The sequence below is a fragment of the Streptomyces vulcanius genome (assembly GCF_042653945.1).
Taxonomy (GTDB): Bacteria; Actinomycetota; Actinomycetes; order Streptomycetales; family Streptomycetaceae; genus Streptomyces; species Streptomyces mangrovi.
In genome coordinates this window covers 200,612-212,175 of sequence record NZ_JBHSFK010000019.1, presented here as the reverse complement: position 1 = coordinate 212,175, position 11,564 = coordinate 200,612, and the positions used below count along the sequence as shown (strand labels likewise).

11 protein-coding genes are annotated in these 11,564 nt (G+C 70.7%); 5 read left to right on the top strand and 6 right to left on the bottom strand.

Features of this window, described 5'->3' with window-relative positions; translation table 11 throughout:
• A partial coding sequence (locus ACFPIH_RS28170) for a 2-isopropylmalate synthase (RefSeq protein WP_381172774.1) occupies positions 1 to 973 on the bottom strand: 973 nt, incomplete at its 3' end.
• Between the two features lie 334 nt (positions 974 to 1,307).
• Here ACFPIH_RS28170 and ACFPIH_RS28165 point away from each other — a divergent pair.
• Genes ACFPIH_RS28165 through ACFPIH_RS28150 form a run of 4 tightly spaced genes read left to right on the top strand, consistent with a single transcriptional unit; the run spans position 1,308 to position 5,308 of the window.
• Positions 1,308 to 2,378, top strand: a complete 1,071-nt coding sequence (locus tag ACFPIH_RS28165; protein WP_381172777.1) for a M4 family metallopeptidase — start codon at positions 1,308 to 1,310, stop codon at positions 2,376 to 2,378.
• Positions 2,379 to 2,398: 20 nt separating this feature from the next.
• On the top strand, positions 2,399 to 2,665 hold the full coding sequence (locus ACFPIH_RS28160; protein WP_381172780.1) for a protealysin inhibitor emfourin: 267 nt from the start codon (positions 2,399 to 2,401) through the stop codon (positions 2,663 to 2,665).
• A 58-nt stretch (positions 2,666 to 2,723) separates the two neighbouring features.
• Positions 2,724 to 4,061, top strand: a complete 1,338-nt coding sequence (locus ACFPIH_RS28155) for a GH1 family beta-glucosidase (RefSeq protein WP_381172783.1) — start codon at positions 2,724 to 2,726, stop codon at positions 4,059 to 4,061.
• Positions 4,058 to 5,308, top strand: a complete 1,251-nt coding sequence (locus ACFPIH_RS28150) for an MFS transporter (RefSeq protein WP_381172786.1) — start codon at positions 4,058 to 4,060, stop codon at positions 5,306 to 5,308. The genes ACFPIH_RS28155 and ACFPIH_RS28150 overlap by 4 nt, the downstream gene beginning before the upstream one ends.
• A 12-nt stretch (positions 5,309 to 5,320) precedes the next feature.
• Here ACFPIH_RS28150 and ACFPIH_RS28145 read toward each other — a convergent pair whose 3' ends face one another.
• Entirely contained in the window at positions 5,321 to 6,175 is an 855-nt protein-coding gene (locus ACFPIH_RS28145) for an NAD-dependent epimerase/dehydratase family protein (protein ID WP_381173344.1), read from the bottom strand.
• Between the two features lie 147 nt (positions 6,176 to 6,322).
• Between ACFPIH_RS28145 and ACFPIH_RS28140 the strand changes: the two genes are divergently transcribed.
• Positions 6,323 to 7,171, top strand: a complete 849-nt coding sequence (locus tag ACFPIH_RS28140) for a helix-turn-helix transcriptional regulator (RefSeq protein WP_381173346.1) — start codon at positions 6,323 to 6,325, stop codon at positions 7,169 to 7,171.
• Between the two features lie 170 nt (positions 7,172 to 7,341).
• On the opposite strand, the gene era is transcribed toward ACFPIH_RS28140, so the two are convergent.
• From era to ACFPIH_RS28120, 4 genes are all read right to left on the bottom strand, one after another.
• Positions 7,342 to 8,295, bottom strand: a complete 954-nt coding sequence (gene era / locus ACFPIH_RS28135; protein WP_381172789.1) for a GTPase Era — start codon at positions 8,293 to 8,295, stop codon at positions 7,342 to 7,344.
• 46 nt (positions 8,296 to 8,341) lie between these two features.
• Entirely contained in the window at positions 8,342 to 9,373 is a 1,032-nt protein-coding gene (locus ACFPIH_RS28130) for a WxL protein peptidoglycan domain-containing protein (protein ID WP_381172792.1), read from the bottom strand.
• 105 nt (positions 9,374 to 9,478) lie between these two features.
• Positions 9,479 to 10,828, bottom strand: a complete 1,350-nt coding sequence (locus tag ACFPIH_RS28125) for a beta-xylosidase (RefSeq protein WP_381172795.1) — start codon at positions 10,826 to 10,828, stop codon at positions 9,479 to 9,481.
• A 176-nt stretch (positions 10,829 to 11,004) separates the two neighbouring features.
• A complete protein-coding gene (locus ACFPIH_RS28120) occupies positions 11,005 to 11,478 on the bottom strand; it encodes a hypothetical protein (RefSeq protein WP_381172798.1) in 474 nt (157 codons plus the stop codon).
• Positions 11,479 to 11,564 lie beyond the last annotated feature (86 nt).

The following is an 11,564-nucleotide window of genomic DNA, read 5'->3' as shown; positions in this document are numbered from 1 at the left end:
GGTTGCAGTACTCCCACGTACGGCGGATCTCGTCGATGTCGGAGAAGTCGATCTGCGGGTCGACGCCCTGGGAGAAGAGGTTCATGCCCAGGGTGACCAGGTCGACGTTGCCGGTGCGCTCGCCCTGGCCGAACAGACAGCCCTCGACGCGGTCGGCGCCGGCCATCAGCGCCAGCTCGGCGGCGGCCACGGCCGTACCGCGGTCGTTGTGCGGGTGGACGGAGATGACGACGTGCTCGCGGCGGGAGATGTTGCGGCTCATCCACTCGAAGCGGTCCGCGTGCGTGGACGGGGTCGACCGCTCCACGGTGGCCGGCAGGTTGAGGATGATCTCGCGGCCCGGGCCGGGCTGGTAGACGTCCATCACCGCCTCGCAGACCTCCAGGGCGAAGTCCAGCTCGGTGTCGGTGAAGATCTCCGGCGAGTACTGGTAGCCGAACTCCGTCTCGGGGCCCAGCAGCTTCTCGGCGTACTCCATCACCAGGCGGGTGCCGTCGACGGCGATCTGCTTGATGTCGTCCTTGGAGCCGCGGAAGACGACCCGGCGGAAGACGGGGGCCGTGGCGTTGTACAGGTGGACGGTCGCCCGCCTGGCGCCCTTCAGGGACTCCACGGTCCGCTCGATCAGGTCCTCACGGGCCTGGGTCAGTACGGAGATCGTGACGTCGTCCGGGATCGCGCCCTCTTCCTCGACGATCGAGCGCACGAAGTCGAAGTCGGTCTGGCCGGAGGCCGGGAAGCCGACCTCGATCTCCTTGTAGCCCATGGCGACCAGCTGGTCGAACATCCGGCGCTTGCGCTCGGGCGACATGGGGTCGATCAGGGCCTGGTTGCCGTCGCGCAGGTCGGTGGAGAGCCAGCGGGGGGCGACGGTGATCCGGTTGTTCGGCCAGGTGCGGTCGGGGATGTCGACCTGGTCGTACTGACCGTATTTGTGGATCGGCATCTGGCTGGGCTGCTGGCGGTTCGCCATGGTGCGGTGGCTCCTCGGGAGGACCGGAGAATGTCCGGAACGGAAGGACGGCCGACACGCAACACCAAGCTCCGCGGGGAGGGAGTCGGCCTCGACTACAGGCCCTCGCCGCGGCAGCTAAGGAGAAGCAGCCCCATACGCATAGTGCTGAGCACTGTAGCCGAGCCACCTGTGCCGCGCGGGTCCGTATCAGTATGCGGGACCGGTGGGAGCAAAGGGGCGAAACGTGCGCTATACCACTCGGCCCGGTGGTACCGGAGCGTTTGTCACCGTTTTTCACCAAACATAGTTGCCGGTAGTGACAGCGGCATAACACAGTGCAAAGGTGCCGTTCATGATGACGAACGGGGGCTTCGAGCCCGTCTTCTGCACCGTCGTACCGCCGCATGTCCTGGACAAGCTGGCGCGGAACGACAACCCCGCACTCTCCGGTCCCGCCCAGCGCACTCTCATGCGCGACGCCGAACTGCGCGCCAGGCGCCGGGTGACCACCGAGTTCCGCCTGGCGGCCACCCCGACGGCGAAGGCACCGTCGGAGCAGCCGATGCGCACCGTCTTCGACTGCGAGCACGGCACCGACCTGCCCGGCAGCAAGGTCCGCTCCGAGGGCCAGGACCCCGGCCGGGACGCCACCGTCAACCGCGCCTACTCCGGGCTCGGCGCCACCTTCGAGCTGTACCTCAAGGCCTACCAACGCCACTCCATCGACGGCGACGGCCTCCCGCTGGACGCCAGCGTCCACTACGACGAGGGCTACAACAACGCGTTCTGGAACGGCGAGCAGATGGTGTTCGGCGACGGCGACGGCGAGATCTTCGTCGACTTCACCAACTCCATCGACGTCATCGGGCACGAGCTCACCCACGGCGTCACGCAGTACACGGCGAACCTGACGTACTACGGCCAGCCGGGCGCCCTCAACGAGTCGATGTCCGACGTCTTCGGCTCGCTCATCAAGCAGTACTCCCTCGGCCAGACCGCCGGCGAGGCCGACTGGCTGATCGGCGCCGAGCTGCTCGCCCCGGGCGTCACCGGCACCGCCCTGCGCTCGATGAAGGCCCCGGGCACGGCGTACGACGACGACGTCCTCGGCAAGGACCCGCAGCCCGCGACCATGGACGACTACGTCCGCACCGGCCGCGACAACGGCGGCGTCCACATCAACTCCGGCATCCCCAACCACGCGTTCTACCTGGCCGCCACCGCCCTGGGCGGCCACGCCTGGGAGAAGGCGGGCCAGATCTGGTACGACGTGCTGACCGGCGGCGAGCTCTCGGAGCGGGCCATGTTCAAGGACTTCGCCAAGCTCACGGTGAAGGCCGCGCGCGAGCGGTTCGGCGACGGCGGTGACGAGTTCTCGGCCGTGCGGAAGGCCTGGGAGCAGGTCGGGGTGCGGATTCCCTGACCGGGGGTAGACAGAGACCCATGCGTATTCAGGTGAGGCGCACGGGCGGGTTCGCGGGCATCGAGCGCAGTGCCGAGGTGATCACCTCGGGGCGGCCCGATGCCCGTGAGTTCGAGTCCCTGGCGGAACGGGTCCTCGCGGACTGCGGGCGGTCACGTCCGGCCGGCGTGCCGGACGGGTTCTCGTACGAGATCACGATCGACGGGAGGACGGTGTACGCGGCCGACCCCCGGCTCACGGAAGAGCAGCGCGAACTGGTCTCCCGCGTGCTGAAGGAAGGTGCGTAACCTCCACTTCCCGCTGGGGCGTTGACTTCCTTACCGGTGGGTAAGGATGATCCCGCCCATGGCGAACGATCCGCGCGACGCGGCGAACCAGATACCCCAGTTCCCGGCCGGCTTCCTGTGGGGTGTGTCCACCTCCGCCCATCAGATCGAGGGCGCGGTGGACGAGCGCGAGCCGTCCGTGTGGGACGTCTTCACGGCCGCGCCGGGGCATGTGAAGGACGGCTCGACGGCGGCGGTGGCCTGCGACCACTACCACCGCTACCGCGAGGACGTCGCCCTGCTGAAGGGCCTCGGCGTCGACGCGTACCGCTTCTCGGTCTCCTGGCCCCGCGTGAACGCGACGGGCGGCCTGGACTTCTACGACCGTCTCGTCGACGAGCTGCTGACAGCGGGGGTACGCCCGGTCCCGACCCTCTTCCACTGGGACCTGCCGGCCGGACTGGACTGGCTGGAGCGGGACACGGCGTCCCGGTTCGCCGACTACGTGTCCGTGGTCGTGGACCACCTCGGCGACCGGGTGAAGAAGTGGATCACCCTCAACGAGCCCGCCGAGCACACCCTGCTGGGCCACGCGCTCGGCACCCACGCCCCCGGCAAGCAGTTGCTCTTCGACGCGCTGCCGGTCGCCCACCACCAGCTCCTGGCCCACGGTCTCGCCGTACGGGCCCTGCGCGCGGCCGGTGCCACGGACATCGGCGTCGCCAACTCCCACGGCCCGACCTGGCCCGCCTCCCAGGAACCGGCCGACCTGGAGGCGGCGGCCTTCTACGACGTCCTGCTCAACCGTCTCTTCGCGGAGCCGCTGCTGCTGGGCGAATACCCGTCGGGCCTGGGCGAGTTGATGCCGGGGGATGTCGCCTCCGACCTGAAGGTGATCTCCGAGCCCCTCGACTGGTACGGCGTCAACTACTACGCCCCGACCAGGGTCGGCGCCCCGCAGGGCACCGAGATCGAGTTCGGCGGGATCACCATGCCGGCCGAACTCCCCTTCTCCGTTCAGGAGATCGAGGGTGTCCCGGCGACGGACTTCGGCTGGCCGGTGGTCCCCGAGGGCCTCACCGAGCTGCTGACCGACTTCAAGGACCGTTACGGCGACCGCCTCCCGCCGGTGGTCATCACGGAGAACGGCTGTTCCTACGAGGGCCTCGACGACCAGGACCGCATCGCCTACCTGGACGGCCACATCCGCGCCCTGCACAAGGCGGTCGAGGCCGGCGTCGACGTCCGGGGCTACTTCGTCTGGTCCCTCCTCGACAACTTCGAGTGGGCGGAGGGTTACGAGCGCCGGTTCGGCCTGGTGCACGTCGACTACGCGACGCAGGAGCGGACCCCGAAGGCGTCGTACGGCTGGCTGCGGGACGTTCTGCGGGCGCAGGCCCTCCGGGATCAGAGATGACGACGACAGCCTCCTCGGCTCTGGCCGAGCCCGTCGAACGGGTCGGCCGGGGCTGGGCGTCGGCACTCTCGCTCGCCAACGGGGCGATCTGGGTGGGCTGGTACGGCCCCCTGCAGATCCTGCTCGCCTCCCAGGCCAAGGACTTCGCGCCCGGCTCCGGCATGTCCAAGGAGACCATGCTGGCCTGGGTCACCGGCGTCGGCGCGGTCGTGTCGCTGGGCGCGAACCCGCTCTTCGGCGCGCTGTCGGACCGTACGACGTCCCGGCGCGGCCGGCGCACCCCGTGGATCGTGGCGGGCGCGGCGGGCGGGGCGCTGTCCCTGCTGCTGCTCGCGGGCGCGGGCGGCATGTGGACGATGATGCTGGGCTGGTGCCTGGTCCAGCTCACCCTCAACGCGGCCTTCGCGGCGGTGACGGCGGCCGTCCCCGACCGGGTGCCCCGGCTCCAACGAGGCTCGGTGGGCGGCTGGTTGGGGGCCGCGCAGATCCTGGGCGTGGTCGGCGGGACGGGTCTGGCGACCGTCGCCGGGGGCGTCGGGGCCGGGTATGTGGCGTGCGCGGTGTTCACGGCGGTGGGCGTGCTGCCGTACGTGTGGCGCTACGAGGATCTGCGGCTGGCGCCGGAGGACCGGCCTCAGTGGTCCTGGCGGCGGTTCGCGGCCGGCTTCTGGCTCAGCCCGCGCCGGTATCCCGACCTGGGCTGGGCCTGGCTGACCCGCTTCCTGATGAACCTGAGCAACGCGCTGGTGCTGCTGTACCTGCTGTACTACCTGCGCGACCGGCTGCACTACGCCGACCCCGACCAGGGCGTGCTGATTTTGACCGCGGTGAACGGTCTGACGCTGCTCGCCACGGTGGTGGTCGGGGGCGTCTGGTCGGACCGGGTGGGCCGGCGCAAGCCGTTCGTGATCTGGTCCGGTGTGCTGATGGCGGTGGCGACGGCGGGCCTGGCGGCCTGGCAGACCTGGCCGGGGGCGATCGTCGCGGCGGCGGTGCTGGGGGTGGGCTTCGGGGTGTTCACCTCGGTCGACTTCGCGCTGATGACGGATGTCCTGCCGACGGCTGTGGACCGGGGCAAGGACCTCGGCGTCATCAACGTCGCGAACGCCCTGCCCCAGGTCGCCGCACCCGCCCTCGCCGCGCCGATCGTGACCTATCTCGGCGGCTACCGGGTGCTGTACCTGGTGGCCGCCGTGATCGGGCTGGCGGGGGCGGTGCTGGTGGGGCGGATCAGGGGCGTGGACTAGCCGACCAGGGGCTTACAGGACTCCGGCGTCCCGGGCCGACCAGACGCTCGGGTGGAGGGGCCGGTAGCCGAGGTCCCGGCGGATGCGCCGGGTGGACATGATCCCGAACCACGGGTCGGGGTCGGTCCGGGTGTCCAGGTCCGCGGGCACCTCGACGCCGTTGAGCTGGTACAGCTCGACCGTCGTGACCGGGGCGTCGTCGGCGATGTTGTAGATCGGCCCGCTCACCCCCGGCGCGTACAGGAGCCGCAGCAGCCCTTGGGCGACGTCGGCGTGGTGGGCCATCTGGAGCCGCTGGGCCGACGCCCAGTGCGCGGCCCAGCGCAACGACTGGGCGAGGTGCGGGTCGCCGTCGCCGTAGACGAAGGGCAGCCGTCCGATCCGCACGTCCAGCCCCTCCAGCGCGAGCAGCTCCCGCTCGGCCGCCACCTTGGACTCGTTGTAGGCGCCCCACATCTCCCCGCCGGGCCGGCTCTCGTCCTCCTCGGTCAGCGGGCGGCCCCTCCCGACGCCGTACACCATCCCCGTGCTGACCTGCACGAACCGCCGCACCCCGGAGGCCAGCGCGGCGCGGCCCAGGGCCACCGCAGCGTCCCGGTTGACGGCCCACGCCTCCTCGTCGGGCACCCCGCGGAAGGACGCGGCGACGTTCACCACCGCGTCCACTCCTGCGACCGCCTTGCCGAGCGCCTCCTCGTCCCGCAGATCGCCGACCACGACCTCGGCGCCCAGCTCCGCGAACCGCTCGGCGCGGGCCGCGTCACGCACCAGCACCCGTACCTGCTCCCCCGCCGCCCGCTGCGCCAGCAGCCTCGGCACGAACCGCCGGCCGACCTGCCCCGTCGTACCCGTCACCAAAATCGACATCGTTTTCGAGACCGACATGATCTTCTCCTCACGTTCTGGTGCCTCCACCCTCGGGCGGAGCCGGGAGGACCGGGAGAGACCTGCGGATCGGGGGATCGACACTCCCTGGATAAGGCGGGCGAAGTGACGCAGCCTGGAGGGGTGGCAGTGAACCGTTCCGAACTCGCCGACTTCCTGCGCCGTGGCCGCGCCCGTCTGACCCCGTCGGACGTGGGCCTCGCCCCGGGCCCGCGACGCCGTACACCCGGGCTGCGCCGCGAGGAGGTGGCCCAGCTGGCGGGCATGTCCGTGGACTACTACACGCGCCTGGAGCAGTGCCGGGGCCCGCGACCGTCCCGCCAGATGCTGACGGCGCTGGCCCGCGCGCTGCGCCTGACCGCCGACGAGCGCGACCATCTGTTCCACCTCACCGACGAGGAGCCCCCACGCCGGGAGACGGCCTCGAAGCATGTCTCGCCCGGCCTGATGCTGATCCTCGACCGGCTGGACGACACACCGGCGCAGGTGGTGACCGACTGCGGCGAGGTGCTGGCGCAGAACGCGATGGGCAGGGCCCTGACCGGTGATGTGATGTCCCGCCCCCGGCGCGAGCGCAACCTGGTCCGCCTGTACTTCCTGGACCCGGACGCGCGTGCCCTGTTCCCGGAGGAGGACCGGGCGGAACACGCTCGCGCCTCCGTGGCCAATCTGCGCGCGGTGACCGCCGCCCGCCCCGACGACCCGGAACCGGCCGCGCTGGTCGCCGAAGTCCGGGCGGGCAGCGAGGAGTTCGCGCGCCTCTGGGACGAGCACGAGGTGTCACTGCGCCACAAGGCGACGAAACGCTTCCTGCACCCGGTGGTCGGCCTGCTGGACCTGGACTGCGAGGTCCTGCTCAGCCACGAGCACCACCAGCTCCTGATCGTCCACTCGGCCCGGCCGGGCACGGAGACCTACGAGCGGCTGCGGCTGCTGCGGGTGGTGGGGACGCAGGACATGTCCCCGCAGCCCGCCTAGAACCCCAGCTTGCGCAGCTGCTTCGGATCCCGCTGCCAGTCCTTCGCGACCTTCACATGCAGGTCGAGGCTGCACCCATGTGCGGCTACCGCCGCGCGGCAGGCGCCCCCAGGAGCGCCTCGATCTGCTGGCGGGACTTGATGCCGACGCCAGCCGACCCCACCGAAACCTCAGAACCCCAGCTTGCGCAGCTGCTTCGGATCCCGCTGCCAGTCCTTCGCGACCTTCACATGCAGGTCCAGGAAGACGGGCGTCCCCAGGAGCGCCTCGATCTGCTGGCGGGACTTGATGCCGACGTCCTTCAGGCGGCTGCCCTTCGGGCCGATGATGATGCCCTTCTGGCTGGTGCGCTCGATGTAGATGTTGGCGTGGATGTCGAGGAGCGGCCGGTCGGCGGGGCGGTCCTCGCGCGGGAGCATCTCCTCGACGACCACCGCGATGGAGTGCGGCAGCTCGTCACGCACGCCCTCGAGGGCCGCCTCGCGGATCAGCTCGGCGACCATCACCTGCTCGGGCTCGTCCGTCAGATCACCCTCGGGGTAGAGCGGCGGGCTCTCCGGGAGCATCGGGATCAGCAGGTCGGCCAGCAGCCCGACCTGCTTGTCGCCGACCGCCGAGACGGGCACGATCTCCGCCCACTCGAAGCCCAGCTCCTTGCCCAGCTGGTCGATGGCGATGAGCTGCTCGGCGAGCGTCTTGGAGTCCACGAGGTCGGTCTTCGTCACGACCGCGACCTTCGGCGTCCGCTTGATCCCGGCCAGCTCCTTGGCGATGAAGCGGTCGCCGGGGCCCAGCTTCTCGTTCGCCGGCAGACAGAAGCCGATCACGTCGACCTCCGCCCAGGTGGCGCGGACGACGTCGTTGAGCCGCTCGCCCAGCAGCGTGCGCGGCTTGTGCAGCCCCGGCGTGTCCACCAGGATCAGCTGCGCCTCCGGACGGTGCACGATGCCCCGTACCGTGTGCCGCGTGGTCTGCGGACGGTTGGAGGTGATCGCCACCTTCTTCCCGACCAGAGCGTTCGTCAGGGTGGACTTGCCCGCGTTGGGGCGGCCCACGAAACACGCGAAGCCGGCGCGGTGGGCGGGCTCGCCCGACCGCTCGGATGACTGGGTACGAACGCTCATGGGGCCCATTGTCCCTGATCCACGGGGGCCTGCCGTACATCAGGGGTTATGCGTGGATCGTCGGCTGCGGCTGCGTGGGGGCTGGTGGCGCCCCGCGGCGGAGCCGCATGGCGCCACCGCCCCGCGCCCCTTTGGGGCGCGACCGGCGCAGCCTGAGGAGAAGCCACACGCCCGCTGCCGTCGCCGCTGCCACGAACCCCGCCACCAGCCACGGGATGGCCACGAACGACGCGGTCGCCGATTCCTTCGTGCCGGTGGCGCTGGCCGTCAGCCGTACGTCCGCCCAGTCCAGCTGGGGTGCGCCGCGCCACTGTTCCGTCAGGCGGACGCTCTGGCCCGGGAGGAGTTGGGAGGGGATCTTCTTCAGGTCGCGGGTGAGGAGGGTGCGGCCGAAGAGGCCGTGGGCCTTCAGGGCGACCTTCGGTTCGAGGGTGACGTTTCCGGTGTTGCGCAGGGTGTAGGAGATCGTGGCCGTGCTGTCGCCGAGGCCGGGGATCAGCGGCTGGTGGTGGCTGATGTGGACGTTCTCGACGGCGAGCGCGGGCAGGGTGGGGCCGCCGACCGAGAGGTAGACACGGGCGCCGACCGCTCGCTGCACACCGAGGGCCACCGAGCCGTCGCCCGCGTCGATCCGCTCGTCGAGGGCGACGATCGCCCCCGGGTGGTCGCCGGGCTCCGCGCCCTCGGGCACCTTGATGGTGAACGGCACGGTGACCGTCTTGCCGCCGGGCACGGTGACCCGGTCCTTCGGCAGGTCGGCCCACGCCCCCACGCCCCGCATCCGCTCACCGGCCGACTTCACGGCGAAGCCGCCGTCGCGGGCGGTGTTGTAGGCGTCGGCGGCGTAGAGCCGGAAGGTCAGCGGTTCGTCCGTCTTGTTGGCGACGACGACCTTGTCCTCGATCGTCTGGCCGGGGTCGGCGGAGACATAGAAGTACGGCCGTGCGGCGACGGCCGAGGAGACGGGATAGACGGACCAGCTCCCGTTGTCGGCGGCCCGGGCGGGTGACGCCGGCAGGAACCACAGAAGCAGAGGCGGAAGCAGGGTCAGGAGGAGGACGTACGGCTTGCGCGGCATGGGTGCGGACCCCCGGCGGCGGATCGAAGGGCTCGGCTCGGTGGACGGGCGGGTGCGGACCTGTGAGGAGGGCCGCCCGGCCACCGGTGGACGGAAAGCGGGCCGTCAGGTGAGCGTGAGCGTCAGGACGCCGACGTAGCTGCCCGGAGGCGTGAACGCCGGTACGTCGAGGGAGAGTCCGGCCTTCGCGGTGAACTCACCGCCGGTGAGCGTGCCGTCGGGGGTGGACGCGAGGGTCGCCCCCGCGCTGCCCACGACGCCGGCCGACCCGGCCTGACAGGTGCTCGGGCTGTCCGCCTTGGTTGAGCAGGCGGGCGTCCAGCTCAGCAGGTCGCCGTCGATCTTGGCGCCGTGACCGATGAAGTCGGTGACCTCGCCGGTCAGGGACCAGCCCGCGGGTCCACCGCGGAAGTCCTTGACCGTCACCGGGTTGAGATCCCCGGTCGAGGCGTTGCCGGTGCCGAAGTCGACCGCGGACATCGCCACGGCGTCCGCGTCCTGGGACATCGACAGGCTGCCCGCCTTCACGGTCGTCGTCAGCTTCTGACTGCCCTCGGGTACGGGCGTGTCGTCGATGACGACGTACGCGACGGGTCCCGCGCCCAGGTCGGAACTCCAGGCGCTGCCCTCGTACGCCACGATCCCGGAGGTGCTGAGGTCGTTGACGACGAGGGAGCCGGAGATGCCGCCCGAGGAGTCCGCGGTGACGGTGGTCTTGTCCGCGGTCTCGTCGGATCCGGAGCGCCCGGCGACGGTGACCGTGGCGCCCGGCGTGAAGTCACCGCCGGTGAAGGTGACGGGGTCGCCGGGGCTGCCGGAGGCCGAACCCAGGCTGATGGCGCGGGTGTTGGCCGGTGGGTTGGCGGCGGCGGTGATGGTCTCCGACACCGGGGCGGGCGGGTTGGTCACCGTGCAGACGGTGTCCAGTTCCAGGATGTAGCTGGTGTGGATGTTGTAGTCGCCGGGCGAGAGGGTGATCGCGCCGGGCGAGGTGACGGTGAACGTGCCGGTCATCGAGAACGACGGGAAGGGGGCGTAGCCCTTCACCGGCTCGTTCTCACGCGGGCCCGCGACGGTGACGTCGCCGGTCTGCGCGCCGCCCAGGGTGACCTTGCCCGACGGCGTCATGATGTCGGCCGGCAGGTCGATCGCGGTGGGGTTGCTCGCGGCGGCCGTGACCACCGTGTAGGTCACCTTTACGGTGTCGCCGACCTTGGGGCTGGTGTTGTCCACCGTGATCTTGGCGGTGGTGGTGCCGTCGATCGGCGGGAGGCCCGCGATCGCCGGCGGGATGCAGTGCGTGGCGAAGTCCACGTTGGTCGCGGCGCCGGCCGGGGCTGCCAGCGCCCCGCCCGCGGTGACCGCGAGCGCGGTCGCCCCCAGCAGCGAGGCCCAACGCCGTCTTCGGGTACTCCGGGACCTCCGGGCACTTCCGGAACTTCGGGGTGAACCCATGATTGCCCCCTCCTCCAGGGTGCGGGCGCAGCGGCTCGTCTGCGCCGACAGGGGGCATTGAGGTGCGGATTGGCTGAGAAGTCAATGGACTCGGCGCAATGAACTGATGGACCGTCAGCTTCCTGGTCCCGCAGGGAAACTGACGGCCCGTTGGCACTGTTCCCAACTGCTACCGGTTAGAACACGAACGGTCCCGGCGTCTGCGCCGTGCTCGTCGTACAGGTGACGGTGATCCCGAGGACCACCATCTTGAGCGATCCACCCTTGAAGTCGAGGCTGTCGCCCGAGGCCACGGTCCCGTTGAGCGGGCCGACGGTGATGGGGGCTCCGGTGGCCATGGCGGGGTTCACGGTGCCGCTGAAGACGCGGGCGGAACCGGTCGAGTTCGCCATTGTGAGCGTGGAGGTGATGCTGTTCGCGCTGAGCGGGATCGGCGCGGTGATCGCGGTGGACGAGAGGGTGAGGGTGGCGGAGGTACCGCTCTGGGTGGCGGTGAGCGTGGCCGCTCCGCCGCCGAAGATGCCGCAGCTGGCGGTGACGGTCGCCGTCGTCGGGGTGACGGCGAGGGCGGAGGGCGCGAAGGCGAGCCCGGTGACCGCGAGGGCCCCGGCCAGCATTGCCGCACCTGATCCTATGCGCTTGCCTTTCATGGGTTTCCGGCTCCTTTGTGATGTGGGGAGACAGCCGCCGGACGAACGGGACGAGTGGGTGCGGACACCGGCCCGGTGGGGGGTGA

Excerpts from the sequence above, each read along its gene's own strand:
- ACFPIH_RS28130 (WP_381172792.1), bottom strand. The coding sequence starts at position 9,373 with ATGCCGCGCAAGCCGTACGTCCTCCTCCTGACCCTGCTTCCGCCTCTG.
- ACFPIH_RS28160 (WP_381172780.1), top strand. The coding sequence starts at position 2,399 with ATGCGTATTCAGGTGAGGCGCACGGGCGGGTTCGCGGGCATCGAGCGC.
- ACFPIH_RS28165 (WP_381172777.1), top strand. The coding sequence starts at position 1,308 with ATGATGACGAACGGGGGCTTCGAGCCCGTCTTCTGCACCGTCGTACCG.
- ACFPIH_RS28145 (WP_381173344.1), bottom strand. The coding sequence starts at position 6,175 with ATGTCGATTTTGGTGACGGGTACGACGGGGCAGGTCGGCCGGCGGTTC.
- ACFPIH_RS28125 (WP_381172795.1), bottom strand. The coding sequence starts at position 10,828 with ATGGGTTCACCCCGAAGTTCCGGAAGTGCCCGGAGGTCCCGGAGTACC.
- ACFPIH_RS28120 (WP_381172798.1), bottom strand. The coding sequence starts at position 11,478 with ATGAAAGGCAAGCGCATAGGATCAGGTGCGGCAATGCTGGCCGGGGCC.
- ACFPIH_RS28150 (WP_381172786.1), top strand. The coding sequence starts at position 4,058 with ATGACGACGACAGCCTCCTCGGCTCTGGCCGAGCCCGTCGAACGGGTC.
- ACFPIH_RS28155 (WP_381172783.1), top strand. The coding sequence starts at position 2,724 with ATGGCGAACGATCCGCGCGACGCGGCGAACCAGATACCCCAGTTCCCG.
- era (WP_381172789.1), bottom strand. The coding sequence starts at position 8,295 with ATGAGCGTTCGTACCCAGTCATCCGAGCGGTCGGGCGAGCCCGCCCAC.